Origin of the sequence: Marinococcus luteus, from assembly GCF_900106595.1 — a bacterium.
Taxonomy (GTDB): Bacteria; Bacillota; Bacilli; order Bacillales; family Marinococcaceae; genus Marinococcus; species Marinococcus luteus.
On the sequence record NZ_FNNC01000003.1, the window covers coordinates 186,344 to 202,554 of the forward strand.

Here is a 16,211-nt window from a genome sequence, read left to right on the forward strand (position 1 = left end):
GTGAATTAGTACAAAAATGGGATCAGCCGGTTTCTCTGCCGGCACCATAAACGATACGTATCGCCGTGCGTCTGGCGCAGCATTTCTTCTTCAATGCGGATACGGTAAAGAAGCGCCGGTATCATGACTCCTGTACTTATGACTGCTGCTCCGGGGCTGTTCATGAATAAGCAAAAGCCAAGTACAATGAAAAATAAAGCGGTATACAGCGGATGGCACAAACGACGGTATGGACCGCTGCTTACCAGGCGGTCCCCGTTTCTGACAGAGACGTCTCTGCTGAACTGGTCCCGCAAATGAAGAATTCCCCAATACCGCAGGCTAATACCGGCTCCGTAAAGACAAAGCCCGGCGGCCTGCAGCCAAACTGAGGAGAGGCTTAGAAAACCAGTCTCGCCAAATACCACTGCGGTCCCCATCGACAGAATGATGGCCGCAAGTATCCAGCGGAACGATCGGCGTTCAGTGCGCTCCGGTTCTTTCGAAGGAGCTTTCTGCCTGAATAAAAAAAATTCGGCGATCCAGAAGAAAGTGGCAACCACAAATATTGTATCAATCAACACCATGGTTTTATCTTCTCCCTTCACGCCTCGTTTCTTTTTACACTCGTTACCATTTCCCCCTTCTGTGCTGCTGCTAAACCAAAAGACCCTTCCAGTTGGTCATTTACTTTTACGCCTTCACCGCTTTTTTAGCTACCGGCTTTGCTTTCATCAGCAAATCGACAATATGCACCGTATCAATTTCTTCCTCGAGACCTTCCCGCTGTATGCCCAGTTTCATTTGAAGCATACAGCCCGGGTTGGTCGTAACAATCCCCTCCGGACACTGCCGCTTAACGTCTTCCATTTTCACATCCAGAATATCCATCGCATCTTCGTGCTGCGTAATATTGTAGATGCCTGCCGAACCGCAGCAGAAATCAGGCCGGTCGAGCTCTTTAAGCGTCACCCCCGGTACTGAGCGGATCAGCTGCAGCGGCGGTTCTTTTACCTTCTGCACATTCGTCATGTGACAGGAAGGCTGATACGTATAGGTTTCCTCGACCCTTTCGGTAAACTCCAGACCGTCAAGCTCCACCAGTACTTCTGTAATGTCTCTAACCTTATCGGAGAACGCTTTCGCCCGCTCCTCCCACTCAGGATCGCCGGCAAACAGCTCTCCGTATTTATGCAGCTGGGCCCCGCACCCCCCGGCATTGTTCACGATATAGTCCACCGGCGTTTCTTCAAATGCCCGTATATTTTCCCTGGCAAGCGTCACGGCTTCAGGCTCTTTGCCTGCATGGGCATGCAGCGCTCCGCAGCAGGTCTGCGTTTTCGGCAGCTGCACCTCTGCTCCGGAAAGCCGGAGCAGCTCCATCGTTTTTTCATTTTGTCTGAAAAATACGCTGTCCATTACACATCCGGTAAAAAAGGCGACTACCGCTTTCGGCGGACCGTCCGGATGCAGGCGATTTTTCCTCGCATGCCTCTCTTTAGGCGAAGGGGCCGGTGGCAGCACCTGCTCAAATTTATCGAGATGAAGCGGTGCCGCAGACATTACATTCAGCCTGCGAGCGGCTTTTTGCAGACCACTTACCTGATACAGCCATGTTGCATTCCCAAGCTGGTCCATCCATGCAGCGGAAGGAAAGAATGAGTGAAATAAAAAGTGCTCGGTTTTTTGCTGTATGAACGTTTTTTCTTCATATTCATCGATCACATGCTTTGCACTTTCAAACAGCTGGCCGTACTTCACATCAGTCGGGCAGACAGTCGTACATGCCATGCATCCGAGGCATTTGTCGATCGGCTGTTTTAAATCCTCCACTGACGCTTTTCCTTCTGCGACCATTTTGATTAAATTAATACGGCCACGCGGGGAATGCGTCTCACGCTCCATCGTTTCATATGTCGGACAGACAGGAAGACAGTAGCCGCACTGCACACAGTCAAAGGTCAAATCGTAGCGGAGCATGTCTTTAAGTGTATCAGCCATCACGCAGCACCAGCTTCTGCCCTTTTTCTGCGAAGATTTTCCCCGGGTTCATAATATTGTTTGGGTCCCAGGCTTCTTTGATCCGCTTAAGCATTGATACTCCCACCTCTCCCATTTCCTGTTCCATAAAAGGGGCTTTCATCGTGCCAATACCGTGTTCTCCGGAGAGCGTGCCTCCAAGGTCCAGGGCTGCCCGGAAGATTTCTGCGACCGCTTTTTCAGCTCGTATCATTTCTTCTTCATCACGCTGGTCGCACATAATATCGGGATGCAGGTTGCCATCCCCGATATGTCCAAACACAACGAGTTCCACCTGATAATCTTCTTTGATTTGTTTCAGCCGTTCCATCATTTCCGGAATCCGGCTTCTCGGCACCGTAGCATCTTCAGAAATTTTCGTCGGCTTAATCGTCGCAATTGCCGGTGACACAAGCTTTCTTGCACTCCACAGCTTCTGTGCTTCTTCGTCGCTTTCCGCTGTAATGATTGGATCTGCTTTTAACTCCAAGAGAATTTGTTTCACCTGTTCGGCTTCTAATTTAATTGTCTCCGGGTGTCCGTCGAGTTCGATCAAAAGCAGTGCTTCCGAAGCCGTGGGGAGGCCTGACGGGCGGTACCGCTCGACGGCTTCAATACAGGCCCGGTCCATAAATTCCATTTTTGCCGGGAGTACTCCTGAAGTGAGCGTTTTGGAGATAGCCTTCCCGGCTGTGGCCATGTCTGTAAAGGCGGCCATCATCGTTTGTACAGCCGGAGGCTTTGGCACCAGCTTGAGTGTCGCTTTTGTAATCACTCCAAGTGTCCCTTCGGAGCCGACGAGCAGCTTAGTTAAATCGTAACCGGTTACATTTTTAATGGTACGTCCGCCTGTATGCATCACCTCGCCCTCCGGGGTAACGATTTCAAGACCAATTACAAAATCTTTGGTTACACCGTACTTTAACCCTCTCGGGCCTCCGGAATTTTCGGCCAGGTTCCCACCAATTGTTGATACGTGGGCACTGCTTGGATCAGGCGGATACATTAAACCGTGATTTTCGGCAGCCGCATGAATATCAGCTGTCAGCACACTCGGCGTGACGACCGCAATCAAGTCATCGGCGAAAACATTAATTTCCCGGGGCCATTGAGCCATGTCCAGCAGTATTCCTCCCTTGACCGGCAGCGGACCTCCGCTTAGGCAGGTGCCCTGCCCTCTCGGCGTTACGGCCAGCCCGAACTGATTGGCGATTTTCATGATTGTCTGTACTTCTTCTGTCGTTTTAGGCTGTACGACCACTTCCGGCAGATGCTCGCCAAAAGAAGCATCAAAGCTGTAGCTGTAACGGTCGGCAAGCTCTGTAAATACCCTTTTGTCACTTAAAAGAGCGCGTAGCTGTTCTTCCCATTCATGCAATAAAAGCAGCTCCTTTCTCCCTTCTCTTTAACAACTTATCATTATCGTACTCCCTCGCCCGGGTGAATGCAATATTCTGCCAAAAGAAGGCCGGAGCTTCCCGCATACAGCTTCCAGCCTTCACAGCTTCCCATTTAAAAACTGGGCTTCTCCCAGCCCGAAGCTCCAATCTGCTTCTGTGTTATCAGTAATAGACACCATTACGTCTTCCGGTTCGATAGAACAGCGGTCTTCCAGGTTTCCGGCAATTTTTTTATACAGCTGTTTTTTCTGCTCTGCTGTACGTGTTTTACTGATCACTTGAATAACCACAATATTATTTGTACGTTCAAAGCCGAGCCCGGTGTCTTCGATATACATTTCATACGGCTTATGCTGATTAATTATCTGATAGCGGTCCCTTTCCGGAACTTCAAAGCTTTCGACAACTGCATCATGTATGGCGTCTGCGAGCAGCTTTAATTCCTCTTCCGTCCGCCCTTCGATAACATCCATTCGTATTAACGGCATCGTAGCCCTCCTTCAGGAATTTTCATTTCATTTTGACTTCAGGAACTTTGCCTGCACTGCCAAAAATATTCATATGCTTTAAAACGTCCGCTTTGGCTCCCTTCACTTCATCCTGATGCAGATCAAAATAGTTTTGATAAGCTCCCTTCGAGGCGAATGTGTCGTTTACCTGCTCCGTCACCTGATTAAATGTCGATGTCGCTGCATTATTTTCTGTCCGTATTTTTGATATCGCTTTCAAAATTAAACAAAAAACTAGTTAAGCGCTTAACTTATTATAAACATATTCACCTGGCGTTTCAATACTTCATTCTGCATATAAAAAGACTCCGAAGGAAATCTTCGGAGCCCGGGCATTATTCTCTTGCCGATTTGTTAATGTCTTCATCCATGTTTCCGGTGGACCCGATCGTTGGAAGATCGCTGTCGCTGTACTTGGAAGCATCGGTAGCGCTCTGATACTCTTTTGTTTTAGTATCATCATCGTCAGAACCTGCAACTTCGTCTTTAGCTTCTTTTACCTGGCTTCCGGCTTCTTTTAATTCTTCCCCGGCATCCTTAGCCGTGTCACCTACGCCTTTTAACTCTTCGCCGGCTTCTTTCGCCGTTGATACCACTTCTTCTGAGTCATCCTTCACTTTTTGCACCTGGGCAAGCAGGTCTTTGCCATAATTATTGTATACTTCCTGAAGCTGGGTACCAATTGTTTTTGCCAGCTCTGTAGCGTTTTGGATACGCTCCATGAAGTCGTCCTTATCCACTGCATCGCTGTTTTTGGCATTTTCTTTGTACTGACTGGCAGTTTCTTTTGCTTCTGAGGATTTTTCCTTCACCGTGTCACGCGCTGAACGATTTAGAAATACTGCCCCAATACCTGCAATAATTACAGAAGCTATAATAATTGGTAATTTGCTGTTTTGCTGTTCTGGCATATGTTTCTCCCCTTTATTCTCAGTGTCCTTCGTAACAGAACCTATCTATTCCTTACCTTTATCTTTTCTTTGGTAAACGTGAATTTCTACGAAAATGTACACTTATCCATATGCCCTGAAAAATGTTTAGCTTCTGGTTACAGGTGAAATATGAATGAGTGTGCTGAATTTACAAAGGAGTGACGTTTATATGGCAATGAATCGTGTAACACTTGGGAAATCTGAAGTCACTGTAAACCCTCTTGGACTGGGGACCAACGCAGTAGGCGGACATAATATTTATCCCGACATGCTCGATGAAGAGCAGGGAAAAGCGTTGACCGCTACCGCCATCGATAACGGCGTGGACCTTATGGACACAGCTTTTATTTACGGACCGCGTCGTTCAGAAGAACTTGTCGGTGAAGTAGTAAAAGAAAAAAATGCCCGTGAACAGGTTGTTATTGCTACAAAAGCAGCCCATAAATTTCTCGATAATGGGGATACTGTTATGGACAACTCTCCGGAATTTTTAAAGCAATCCGTAGATGATGCACTCCGCCGCCTGCAAACGGATTATATTGATTTATTTTATATTCATTTTCCGGATGAAGACACACCGAAAGATGAAGCAGTCGGCGCCCTGCAGGAAATGAAGGAAGCTGGAAAAATCCGTTCCATTGGCGTATCGAATTTCACTCTGGAGCAGCTGAAGGAAGCAAACAAGAATGGATATGTAGACGTAGTGCAGTCCGAATATAATCTATTAAATCGCGAAGTGGAAAAAGACATTCTTCCATACACCGCAGAAAACAATATCACCTTCGTTCCTTATTTTCCTCTCGAGTCTGGACTCTTAGCCGGAAAATACGATGAAAATACTACATTTAACGATATCCGTTCCCAAAAGCCTAATTTCCAGGGAGAAACATTCAAAGAAAACCTTCGCAAAGTAAACGAAGTGAAAAAAATCGCTGACCGAAAAGGTGAAGAAACAGCTCACGTCGTTCTCGCCTGGTATCTGCATCAGCCTTCGGTAGACGTTTTAATTCCTGGAGCCAAAAGCTCCGATCAAGTGGTTAATAACCTAAAAACCTCCGAAGTGGAACTGACGAAAGAAGAAGTAGACCAAATCAGCAGCATTTTTTCCTAACAAAAAAAGAAGCTGAAGCCGCGTTGGCTTCAGCTTCTTTTTTGTCACGAAAGCTTTTCAAGAGTCGCCTCTCCGGCCACGCCGTCTGTCGTTAATCCTTCATACTTCTGGAAAGCTTTCACCGATGAGGCGGTGACTGAACCGTAGACCCCATCCGTTTTCCCGCTGTGAAATCCTCCCTGTTGCAGGGCTTCCTGCAGCTCCTCCACATCTTCTCCGCGGTCCCCCGGATGCAGCGTTTCACCACCTAAAGCGGCCCCTGCCTGAGCAGGCACAAATAATAATAAAATAGCGAGCATGAACGCTGACATTCTTTTTTCCATTGCAATCCCACGCTTTCTATCTGTTGATGCTCTTTTATTGTAAGCACGGGGCGTGGGCAGAACAATGGCTATTACAGAGTTGTAAACAATACGTAACTCCCTGTTCACACGTGTAATTTTATAAACTATTTCTGGCGGTCTAAATAAAAGCACACCGTTTCTGCTGAACGGTGTGCTCTAAGTATAAGTCAGAAGCTTCCGGCCCCTATGTAGCGCGGAGCCCAGTATGAATTGCTCATGCTGCTGATAGTCACGCCTGTGGAGGACCCTGCGTGAATGAATTGATTGTTTCCAATATATATTCCATTATGCGATGCCCCGGCTTTATAAGTGGTGAAAAACACCATATCCCCTACCTGCGGGCTTGATACCTTTTTACTCGCAGCATACTGCTGGGCGACCGTACGCGGAAGGCTTGTTCCGTTTTGTTTGTATACATGCTGGGTGAATCCGCTGCAGTCGAACCCCCTTGTCGTCGTACCTCCCCATACATATGGAACGCCTATAAACTGTTTTGCTGTACTTATCAGCCCTGATGCACTGCCGGTAGAGCCTGAGCTGACTTTTTCCAGAGAGGAGCTGGTGCCATTTTTTACCGAAGAATCACTTAATGCTTTCGATGTATTAGAACCGACAATCCCATCAGCGCTCAACCCGGCTGCCCGCTGCAGGGCCTTCACTGCCCCTGCTGTCTGCGGACCGAACTGACCGTCAGCTGCGCCCGAAAGAAATCCTTTGCTTTTAAGCGTCTGCTGCATACTTTTTACATTACTGCCCGTATCGCCCTGCCGGAGTGTTTTGGTTCCCGTTTCGGAAGAAGTATGCGGCTTGGCAGTACTTGAATCACTTGTACTGGCTGACGCTTTAAAGCTGCCTAAAGCTTTGAACGTAGTCGGGCCGGCCACACCGTCAACTCCGATCCCGGCTGCTTTTTGAAACGCAACGACTGAAGACTTCGTGACCGGACCAAAGTCTCCGTCGAGCGCTCCAGTATGAAATCCTTTGCTTTTCAGTTTTGCCTGGAGATCCCGGACATCGCTTCCTGAAGCACCTGCCTTTAATACACTTGAAGATGAGCTGGAGGAACTGTCAGAAGCTGTGGAGCTTTTTTCGGACGAAGTTTGTTTTTTGTTTAAACTCATTTTGGAAAACGTATTCGATCCGGCTATACCATCAGAGGTAATACCCGCTGAACGCTGAAAAGCCTGCACGGATCCTGCGGTAGCCGGTCCGTAGACCCCATCCACTGCACCGTTATGATAGCCGTTTCCCTTTAACCAATCCTGCAGTTCTTTAACTTCCGAACCCTTCGAGCCCTGATGTAGTGTCTGATCCCCTAACGCAGCGTCTGCTGCAGCCGGAGCTGCAAAAACTACTGTTGCCGCAGCAACAATCGCTGCTGGATATGCATATTTTTTCATACACTTTCGCCATAAACTTTTGTACCGCTGCTCTGAATAAGCGCAATGCGAAAAGCTCCAGCGAATCCACCCCCTATTTGATCATGTGCTGCGATGCCTGACTCTCCTGTTGTGTATAAAGTAGTATATAAGTGCCAGGGGGCATAGACAATATACTCACTACATTTGTATTAAAACTGTAACATTGAGAAAAATAATCATAATATGGAAATTAAACATGTCTTTAGTATTAAAAAACGTTAATTATCAAGGAGTTTCACGATTTATAAGTAGCGAATGTGCACAATATTCATTATTTAATGCTTATTAGTTAGTTCCTATTTTGTGTTTTCTGATGTTAAATATTCTTCTACTGCTTTCACTACGTTTTCAGTAGAAGCATCGCCTCCAAGATCTTTCGTAACCGTTCCCTGTTTGATGACATATTCAATAGCGTTCATTAATGTTTGCGCTGCCGTGCTTTCTCCGAGATGCTCAAGCATCATTTGAGCTGTCCACAGCTGGCCGATCGGATTTGCCAGTCCCTGGCCTTCAATATCCGGGGCGGATCCATGCACCGGCTCAAACATGGATGGATATTTCCCGTTTATATTAATATTGGCAGCCGGAGCAATGCCGATGCTCCCCATCAAAGCGGCACCAATGTCTGTCAAAATATCTCCGAATAAATTGCTGCCGACAACAACATCCATCGTCTCCGGTTTGGTAACAAAGGCTGCCGCCAGAGCATCGATGTGTTCTGATCTGGTATCAATGCCAGGATAGTTTTCCTTCACTTCGTTAAACACTTCATCCCAAAAAGGCATAGAAAACACGATTCCATTGGACTTTGTTGCAGAGGTAACGTGACCGCTGCGGTCTTTTCCCAGCTGAAAAGCATACTCCATGACTGCTTTTACTGCCTTTTTGGAAAATACATTATTTTGAATCGCAATTTCGTCTTCCCCGCTGTACATCCGGCCCCCGACTTCGCTGTACTCCCCCTCGCTGTTCTCTCTGACAACCATCAGATTAAACTGGTTCGGATTTGCAAGCGGAGAGGAAAGCCCTTCAAACTGGCGGGATGGCCGCACGTTGATCTGCTGATCGAAGCCGCGGCGTATATTAATTAAAAGTCCCCACAGCGAAATATGGTCCGGCACGAGGTCCGGATGACCGACCGCTCCTAAAAACACGGCGTCAAAGGCTTCAAGCTGCTCTAAACCATCCTCCGGCATCATTCTGCCATGCTCAATGTAATAATCGCAGCTCCATGGAAATTCTGTAACATGCAGCTCGAAGTCTCCCTGCACTCTCTCAAGCGTTTTCAACACTCTCCAGGCAGCCGGTACCACCTCTTTGCCTATTCCATCTCCTGCAATTGATGCAATCGTATATGTATTCATTTCTTCATCTCCTTTTCGTGTATGCACTTTCATTTTTCCATTTCTTTGTGCATTTGTCATCTTTTCTTTCTTTATCTCTCCACATGCTTTTAATAGTTAAAGCCTTTTTCATTTAAAAATAAACTCCTGACTCAAAAATTTTTTCTCAATTCAGGGACGATACTTCTCCTATTACTTATACAGGACTTTTCAGCCATTTGCTCGTAAAAAAGAGCCTTTTTTCAGGCTCTTTCACGTGCAAGGTGAATGACGTCTTTCCAGGCTGCGGCTGCGGCTCCTTCAGGTGATGACGCTCCGCCGGAAACGAGAACTCTTCCCATCGTGTCTGTGGAAAAAAGCACTGCTTTCTCGGCCCCGTCAACGTGGAAGAAAGGATGCTCTGTCGTGAGGAGTCGGGGTTCGACGGAGACTGTTGTTCCCTTTGCCGTTTTGTGCGCTTTCCCGACTAGTTTCCACTTTGTTTTTCCTTGTTCTGCCTGCTTCCATTCGGCATCGGAGAGCTGGTCCAGACCGCGTACCGCAATACTTTTCCAGGTTACTTCTGCCGCAAGGCAGGCTTTTGTGAGAAAATACATTTTCAGCGCCGTATCTTTTCCCCCAATATCCTCAGACGGGTCTGCCTCGGCTTTACCTTCTTTTTTTGCTATTTCCCACGCCTCCTGCAGCGTAATATTTTCAGCTGCGACCCTTGTCGCAATCATATTACTAGTTCCGTTCAGCAGCCCTTCGATTGTATGTACCTCTGCCCCGGCTAAGCTGTACAGGGCTGTATCCACAGTCGGAAGGGCAGCGGCAGACGCTCCGCTGTATTTTATTGATCTTCCAGACGCCTCAGCAAGCTCGTGCAGATCGTCCCAGGCAAAGGCGAGCGCTCCTTTGCTGACGCAGACAACATCTACCCCATGCTTTAACGCCGACTGCATGAGTGGCAGCCCCGATCCTCCGGTTAATGTATTTGTTTCTGCTGCATCAATAAATATATCCGCCTGGCTGTCCGCCCATAGCTGATCTACATTCCTCGGCGGCAGCGAGCCGTCATCCACACGGCCGGTTTCCGCTTTTGTGTGAAGCAGCTGTTCGGGATCCAGCCCGTCGCTGTGCACTACAACCCCGCTGCGGTCGAGCACAGCAGTAATTTTTATATGCACCCCGTACGTGTGCTTCCATTCTTTTTCTTTATTCATTAATACACGGGCTGCTGCTTGTCCGACAGCCCCGAACCCGGATAAAACGATATTCATATATTCCCATCCCTTCCCTGGCTTTAAAGCCCAGGCCCCGTGCTCTTATCAGCAGGGTATCTTTATTATACTAGAGAATTTTTCAGTATTGAGCACCTTTTTTGAATAACAGTAGGCAGGAGGCGTATAATTTTTTATGACTCAATTACCAGCAGGACGTGTCATATAAAGGAGAGATTTTCATGCCAGCATTTAAAGATATGCCGCTTTCGGTATTAAACTTATCCCCTGTAAACGAAGGGGAAACACCGGGAGATTCATTTGCAAAAAGCCTCGAGTTGACTCAGCATGCCGAAAAACTTGGCTACAACCGCTTATGGGTCGCAGAGCACCATAACATGGAAGGGATCGCAAGTTCGGCCACTTCTGTATTACTCAGCTACCTGGCCGGAGGAACGTCAAGCATCCGTCTCGGCTCGGGCGGTATTATGCTCCCCAATCACGCCCCGCTCGCGATTGCTGAACAGTTCGGCACACTCGAAAGCCTGTATCCCGGACGTATTGATTTAGGACTTGGCAGAGCACCGGGTACTGATCAAACGACAGCGGCAGCTCTTCGCCGCCATGTAAACAGCGGCGATGACTTTCCAGCCCGCCTCGAAGAACTGCAGAGATATTTCCAGGACCCGGCCAATATGGCCATCCCTCCGCAGGTAAAAGCTGTGCCGGGCGCCGGCCTGGATATTCCTATCTGGCTGCTTGGCTCCAGTGGTTTCAGCGCCCAGCTTGCCGGACAGCTTGGACTTCCATACGCCTTCGCCGGCCACTTTGCGGCCGAGAATATGAAAGCAGCCCTGCAGCTGTATTTGGATTCATTCCAGCCGTCTGTGGTGCTCGATGAGCCTTACGCCATGACCGGCATCAACGTGATCGCCGGCGAAACAGACGAGGAAGCCGATTACCTTGGCACTACGATGAAACAGCAGTTTCTCAGCTTAATCCGCAACCGTCCGGGAAAAATACAGCCGCCGGTAGAGGATATGGACGCGCTGTGGACATCGCAGGAAAAAGCGATGATGGCACGCTGGGACGCTGGTACTATCCAGGGTGGACCCGAATCCGTGCGCCAGCAGCTTGAAGATTTTTCTTCGAGTGTCCCGGTTCATGAAATTATGATCAGCGGCAGTGTGTACGACCAGGCCAAACGCCTTCGTTCCTATGAGCTCATTAAAGAAGTACAAAAACAATCAACCGCTGCTACCGCTTCCATCTAATAAAAAAGGCCGCGTCTGTTTGCTTTAAAGCAACAGGCGCGGCTTTTTTTATTTCGGGCGTTCAAGCGTAAATAATTCCCCAAGCTTGGAATAATCGTTTCCTGCAAGACGCGCGACCGGCTTCAGCTTATCGGGCAAAATATAATTATGTTCACTGTCATATACACCCTCTGAAACATGAATACATACAATCTCTGCAAATATAACATCCTGAGTAATTTTCCCTTCGGCATTTTGAAGCGGTACGTGCTTGTGCAGCCGGCATTCAAAGCGGATATTCGCTTCCTCAATGCCCGGAACATCCACCATTTTACTCGGCACCGTATGTAGGACAGTGTGCTCCAGTTCGTTTTCCTCCGGAGGAAGCGTTGCTGCCGTAATGTTTAAATCCTCTACAATACCTTCATCGCTTATGTGTATCACCAATTCTTCACGGTCTAAAATATTTTTTGCACTGTCCTTGGGTTTCCCGTCTTTTCTCGTAATAGATATCATTAATACCGGCGGGTCCGGGCTTACCGCATTAAAAAAGCTGAACGGCGCTGCGTTTAATGTTTCGTCTTCTGCCATTGTAGTAACGAAGGCTATTGGACGGGGTATGACCGAGCCTGTCAGCAGCTTATACACTTCTTTTACCGGCAGCTCATCTGGATGCAGTTCATGCATAGTATACAGTCTCCTTTTTTCGAATATTTTATACGTATTCCCCACCGGGCTCCACTTCAAAAGAACTGCCGAAAAATAATTTCACTTGGAATTTTGCTTGCAGTTGATATAATAAAACAGTGCGTCTAAAGGAGAGTATAAAAATGATAGGAAAAATTGCCTCAACGGCTGTATATGTAGAAGATCAGCAGCGGGCAAAAGAATTCTGGACAGAAAAAATAGGTTTTGAAGTCCGGAGCGAAGACCCACTCGGCCCAAACGCCTACCGGCTGGAGGTCGCAGCTCCAGGAGCAGAAACAGCGCTCGCCATCTATCCTAAGTCATACGTTTTGAACTGGCAGGAGCTGAAACCATCGATTGTTTTTGAGTGCGATAACGTGCACGCTTCCTACCAGTGGATGAAAGCCCAGAATATTGTTTTTGACGAAGAACCAACAGAGATGAATGGAATTACTTATGCAAGCTTTCGCGATGAAGACGATAATGTATTCCTGTTAAAAAGCTGAGAAGCGCTGCCGATACGGCAGCGCTTCTTTTATGCCTCCGTCCAGTCATCGGCTGTCATGCCGTATATATCTACATCCTCGTACCGGCTCCACTTCCAGATGTCCTGGCGCAGCGTGCCTTCATAACGCATTCTAATTCGCTTTAACACCCCGGCCGAAGCCTGGTTTTTACTCATGATAGGAGCCGTCAACCGGTTCGCCTTCAATGTGCGGAAGCTGAAGTCCCGTACCAGCGCCGCTGCTTCACTCATATAACCGTTCCCCCAGTAGTCCGCGCCGAGCCAGTATCCAAGCTCACCGCGCCGGTGTTCAGGCTGCATGCGCACCGTGATGTTTCCCATTAATTCGTCTTCATCTTTTTTAGTTACCGCAAATGGAAAACGGGACCCTTCTTCGATCCAGCCTGGATGATGCCCGATCCACCACCGTGCATCTTCTTCCGTATAAGGATATGGAAGCTCCAGGGTTGTTTTCGCAATATGGTAGTTATTTGCAAGGTCTGCTAATACGTTTATATCCTTTTCTGAAAAAGGCCTTAAAAGCAGCCGGCTGCTTTCTAGCTGCACGATGATTCCCCCTGCTAAGATTTTCTCATTGTCATTTCAGCCTGGCCGCGGTCAAAACGGAGATTGGCAAATGCCCCATTAATAAATGTCCACTGCGGAGGCATGTGGCCTATATCAGCGTTGTACCAGACAGGAAGACGACCCCCGAACAGTTCCTTCAGGCTGTCCTCCATGGTAAATCCTTCTGTGTCATTGTATCCTTCGGGCCGGCCTACAAGTAAGCCGGCAGCGTTATCCAGCCAGCCGGCCTGCTGCAGCTGCCACAGGGAACGGTGAATTTCTGCTGCATCCATGCCTGTGGATTCCAGATACCAAATGACTTTTTCTGAACGCCACTCCTGTACCCGGTCCAAAGGGGTGCCGACAAGGCGCGGCAGCGTATTCAGACACCCGCCGAGCAGACGACCGCTCAATTCATCCGTATTCGCCCCTTCAAGATGCTTCCAGGATGTCTGCGTATCCAGCACAAACCCTGAGCCGGGCTGCTCAAACGCCTTCTTCCAGGACGACTGATAATGCGAGCTTGAGTGCTGGTAAATGGCTTCGCCCTGCGGAGCTTTTAAAGCCCGCTCCCATTTTTTCGTCACGTCGTCCCAGATAGGCGCAGCCAGATCAAACAGATTCGTGCCATGGGCCGAGGCCGTTCCGGTCATCATTGTGTAGGCGAAGGCAAGCGTGCTCGTATCAGAATAGCCGAGAATCCAGGTGGGCGGCAGCTCACGCAGCCATTCCCATTCCAGCAGCGGCAGAATATCTACGATTCTCTCCCCGCCCCACGGAGGCATTACTACTTGAATTTCCGGATCTGCCAGTGCCATCATCAGCTCCTCGGCTCTTTGAAAACGGTCGGCACTTGCTGCCTTTTGCTGCTGCCAGGCCGTTTCTCCCACCCGGACGTGAAACCCTCTCGTCTGGACTTTTTCCACTGCCTGCTGAAGTACCCCGTGTAAAGATGCAGGCACTCCGCTCGATGGCGCTGTTACATAAATTGTATCTCCCTTTTTTAGAGCTTCAGGGTACTTCATGCTCCACCTGCTTTCTTTACCTGATTTTTTCGAACAAGCACAATGCTCTGCCGTTTTTATTCAACAGAATATTGGGAAAAATTTTTAGCTGTGATACAATAACCAAATATTGTATCGAAGGTGGTCCTCGTAAATGAAAGCTATTTTGCTGGGCCTTACAGCAGCCCTCTTTTTTTCTGTCACGTTTGTTTTAAACCGTTCGATGGAGCTTTCCGGCGGGCACTGGGCCTGGAGTGCCTCGCTTCGTTATTTTTTTATGCTGCCCATGCTTATCGCAATCGTCGGAGCACAAAAGCGGCTGCGCCCCGTTTTCCATCATCTCCGCACCCGTCCTTCAGAGTGGCTTCTTTGGAGCACAGTCGGATTTGGACTTTTTTATGCGCCTATCGCTTTTTCCACCGTATACGGTCCCGGCTGGCTTGTCGCCGCTACTTTTCAAATCACTATCATTGCCGGGTCGCTGCTTGTGCCCTTTTTACATAAAACCTCCGGATTTAAGCAGCGCATCCCAATCCAGAGCATACTGATCTCTTTAGTGATTCTTGCAGGAGTGTTTATTATGCAGGCTGAACATGCTTCAGCGGTTCCTTTCCTGAATGTCTGGCTCTGCGTTCTTCCACTGCTTTTGGCTGCCTTTGCCTACCCGCTTGGCAACCGGAAAATGATGCATGTAGCCGGAAACGGGCTCACTACTTTCCAGCGGGTGCTTGGCATGACTATTGCGAGCATGCCCTTTTGGATTATTTTAGCACTGTATGGAGCTTCCGTACACGGTCTTCCTGGCAGGTCTCAGATTTCCCAGTCCTTTATCGTTGCCGTTTCCTCCGGCATCATCGCTACCGTTCTGTTTTTTTATGCCACAGAACTGGTAAAAAACGATACTGCTAAATTAGCCGGCGTCGAAGCCACTCAGTCAGGGGAAGTGCTGTTTGCCCTTATCGGCGAAATGCTTCTGCTTCATACAGCATTACCTTCGACCTTGACGTTCTCCGGCATGGCGCTCGTGCTCGCAGGAATGATTCTTCACAGCCTCCGCGCCGCTTTGGCAGCGAGAAAAATGAAAACTATACAAACTTAATCTTATTTTTGTAGAAAGGAGCTTTCAATGAAAAAAGAAAAATATTTTACCCCTACAGAAATCAACGCCTTTACCAGATGCTCTGAGCAATGGCGTTTGGATAAAACTCTTAAGCAGAATAAAATCCTTTTAGACGACGAACAAAAACAAATACGGGAGCAGCGATTCAGCCGCGGAAACAAGGCACACGAAAAATTTAATCAAACCCAGCGGCCCGGTATTGGTTTTTTCCGTCTGTTAGCTGCTTTAGGAGCAGCATTGCTCGCCGGAGGAGGTATATTTTGGGCATTTTCCATATGGTCCTCTTTGTTTTTCTGACGATCTTTGCATGTTTTTTCATTTATAGAATATTCAGAGGAGCAAATAAGGTCGTTTACAGGGACAAAAAGGGAACTTATGCTCCAATTCTTGAAAATCATCAATGGAAAATCCGGGGCAAACCGGATCTCATTTTGAAAAATAATTGGTATGTGACTGTTGGAGAAAAGAAATCCGGCATATCAGCTAAAAACAGCCCGCGCTTTCATGACCAGATGCAATTGACAGCTGGTTTTGTCCTGGCTGAACAGTACGGCACCGTCCGCGGGGGTTATTTATATTATCGCAACAAGAGCTTTTACATAAAAAACACGACACGGCAGCGGCAAAAATTAGCAGACATTCTCGAATATATGGAGACTTCGGAAAAGGGCGGACCAGTTCCTGTGAACCCTTCCAAAGTAAAATGCCGATCCTGTATTTACCGGAAGAAGCAATGTACTTTTTCTAAATAAAAGTTCCTGGTGCCTGAACTTAATTACCATGGCGGTATAATAAATATCACCTCAATAATTACC

General features: G+C 47.9%; 19 protein-coding genes. 6 read left to right on the plus strand and 13 right to left on the minus strand.

What is annotated here, in order from left to right; all coding sequences use genetic code 11:
- Positions 1-5 precede the first annotated feature (5 nt).
- The 6 genes from BLV22_RS08430 to BLV22_RS08455 form a co-directional block, all read right to left on the minus strand.
- On the minus strand, positions 6-566 hold the full coding sequence (locus tag BLV22_RS08430) for a methyltransferase family protein (protein ID WP_091613887.1): 561 nt from the start codon (positions 564-566) through the stop codon (positions 6-8).
- A 106-nt stretch (positions 567-672) separates the two neighbouring features.
- Positions 673-1,980 carry a (Fe-S)-binding protein gene (locus BLV22_RS08435; RefSeq protein ID WP_091613890.1) on the minus strand — a complete coding sequence of 436 codons (1,308 nt, stop codon included), beginning with the start codon at positions 1,978-1,980 and terminating at the stop codon, positions 673-675.
- Complete coding sequence (locus tag BLV22_RS08440) at positions 1,973-3,376, minus strand: FAD-binding oxidoreductase (protein ID WP_091613893.1); 1,404 nt, start codon at positions 3,374-3,376, stop codon at positions 1,973-1,975. The genes BLV22_RS08435 and BLV22_RS08440 overlap by 8 nt, the downstream gene beginning before the upstream one ends.
- Before the next feature lie 120 nt (positions 3,377-3,496).
- Positions 3,497-3,886, minus strand: a complete 390-nt coding sequence (locus tag BLV22_RS08445) for a tautomerase family protein (protein ID WP_091613895.1) — start codon at positions 3,884-3,886, stop codon at positions 3,497-3,499.
- Positions 3,887-3,908: 22 nt separating this feature from the next.
- Positions 3,909-4,127, minus strand: a complete 219-nt coding sequence (locus tag BLV22_RS08450; protein ID WP_091613898.1) for a beta/alpha barrel domain-containing protein — start codon at positions 4,125-4,127, stop codon at positions 3,909-3,911.
- Between the two features lie 115 nt (positions 4,128-4,242).
- A complete protein-coding gene (locus tag BLV22_RS08455; RefSeq protein WP_091613901.1) occupies positions 4,243-4,818 on the minus strand; it encodes a hypothetical protein in 576 nt (191 codons plus the stop codon).
- 196 nt (positions 4,819-5,014) lie between these two features.
- Between BLV22_RS08455 and BLV22_RS08460 the strand changes: the two genes are divergently transcribed.
- Entirely contained in the window at positions 5,015-5,950 is a 936-nt protein-coding gene (locus BLV22_RS08460) for an aldo/keto reductase (RefSeq protein ID WP_091614275.1), read from the plus strand.
- A 44-nt stretch (positions 5,951-5,994) separates the two neighbouring features.
- Here the strand turns inward: BLV22_RS08460 and BLV22_RS08465 are convergent, their stop codons facing one another.
- The 4 genes from BLV22_RS08465 to BLV22_RS08480 all read right to left on the minus strand — a co-directional run bounded on the left by BLV22_RS08465 (position 5,995) and on the right by BLV22_RS08480 (position 10,320).
- Entirely contained in the window at positions 5,995-6,273 is a 279-nt protein-coding gene (locus BLV22_RS08465) for a peptidoglycan-binding domain-containing protein (protein WP_091613902.1), read from the minus strand.
- A gap of 188 nt (positions 6,274-6,461) precedes the next feature.
- The gene (locus tag BLV22_RS08470; protein WP_091613905.1) at positions 6,462-7,694 is read right to left on the minus strand and encodes a C40 family peptidase; all 1,233 of its coding nucleotides are present in this window, start codon (positions 7,692-7,694) and stop codon (positions 6,462-6,464) included.
- 317 nt (positions 7,695-8,011) lie between these two features.
- A complete protein-coding gene (locus tag BLV22_RS08475) occupies positions 8,012-9,079 on the minus strand; it encodes a tartrate dehydrogenase (protein WP_091613908.1) in 1,068 nt (355 codons plus the stop codon).
- Positions 9,080-9,300: 221 nt separating this feature from the next.
- Positions 9,301-10,320, minus strand: coding sequence for a hypothetical protein (locus BLV22_RS08480; RefSeq protein ID WP_091613911.1), 1,020 nt, complete (start codon positions 10,318-10,320; stop codon positions 9,301-9,303).
- A gap of 182 nt (positions 10,321-10,502) precedes the next feature.
- Here BLV22_RS08480 and BLV22_RS08485 point away from each other — a divergent pair, with 182 nt between their 5' ends.
- Positions 10,503-11,534: an LLM class flavin-dependent oxidoreductase gene (locus tag BLV22_RS08485; RefSeq protein WP_091613914.1), complete on the plus strand. Its 1,032-nt coding sequence runs from the start codon at positions 10,503-10,505 to the stop codon at positions 11,532-11,534.
- Between the two features lie 48 nt (positions 11,535-11,582).
- Here the strand turns inward: BLV22_RS08485 and BLV22_RS08490 are convergent, their stop codons facing one another.
- On the minus strand, positions 11,583-12,200 hold the full coding sequence (locus BLV22_RS08490; protein WP_091613917.1) for a flavin reductase family protein: 618 nt from the start codon (positions 12,198-12,200) through the stop codon (positions 11,583-11,585).
- Positions 12,201-12,343: 143 nt separating this feature from the next.
- On the opposite strand from BLV22_RS08490, the gene BLV22_RS08495 reads away from it, so the two are divergent.
- Positions 12,344-12,706: a VOC family protein gene (locus tag BLV22_RS08495; protein WP_022793258.1), complete on the plus strand. Its 363-nt coding sequence runs from the start codon at positions 12,344-12,346 to the stop codon at positions 12,704-12,706.
- Positions 12,707-12,735: 29 nt separating this feature from the next.
- Here BLV22_RS08495 and BLV22_RS08500 read toward each other — a convergent pair whose 3' ends face one another.
- A complete protein-coding gene (locus tag BLV22_RS08500) occupies positions 12,736-13,272 on the minus strand; it encodes a GNAT family N-acetyltransferase (RefSeq protein ID WP_245724054.1) in 537 nt (178 codons plus the stop codon).
- A 14-nt stretch (positions 13,273-13,286) separates the two neighbouring features.
- Positions 13,287-14,297 (minus strand): S66 family peptidase, encoded by a 1,011-nt coding sequence (locus tag BLV22_RS08505; protein ID WP_091613922.1) that lies wholly within the window; start codon positions 14,295-14,297, stop codon positions 13,287-13,289.
- A 133-nt stretch (positions 14,298-14,430) separates the two neighbouring features.
- On the opposite strand from BLV22_RS08505, the gene BLV22_RS08510 reads away from it, so the two are divergent.
- Genes BLV22_RS08510 through BLV22_RS08520 form a run of 3 tightly spaced genes read left to right on the plus strand, consistent with a single transcriptional unit; the run spans position 14,431 to position 16,148 of the window.
- The gene (locus tag BLV22_RS08510; RefSeq protein WP_091613924.1) at positions 14,431-15,375 is read left to right on the plus strand and encodes a DMT family transporter; all 945 of its coding nucleotides are present in this window, start codon (positions 14,431-14,433) and stop codon (positions 15,373-15,375) included.
- 27 nt (positions 15,376-15,402) lie between these two features.
- Positions 15,403-15,693, plus strand: coding sequence for a hypothetical protein (locus tag BLV22_RS08515; protein ID WP_091613927.1), 291 nt, complete (start codon positions 15,403-15,405; stop codon positions 15,691-15,693).
- Positions 15,657-16,148: a CRISPR-associated protein Cas4 gene (locus tag BLV22_RS08520; protein ID WP_143030970.1), complete on the plus strand. Its 492-nt coding sequence runs from the start codon at positions 15,657-15,659 to the stop codon at positions 16,146-16,148. Before BLV22_RS08515 ends, BLV22_RS08520 begins: the two co-directional genes overlap by 37 nt.
- Positions 16,149-16,211: the final 63 nt, after the last annotated feature.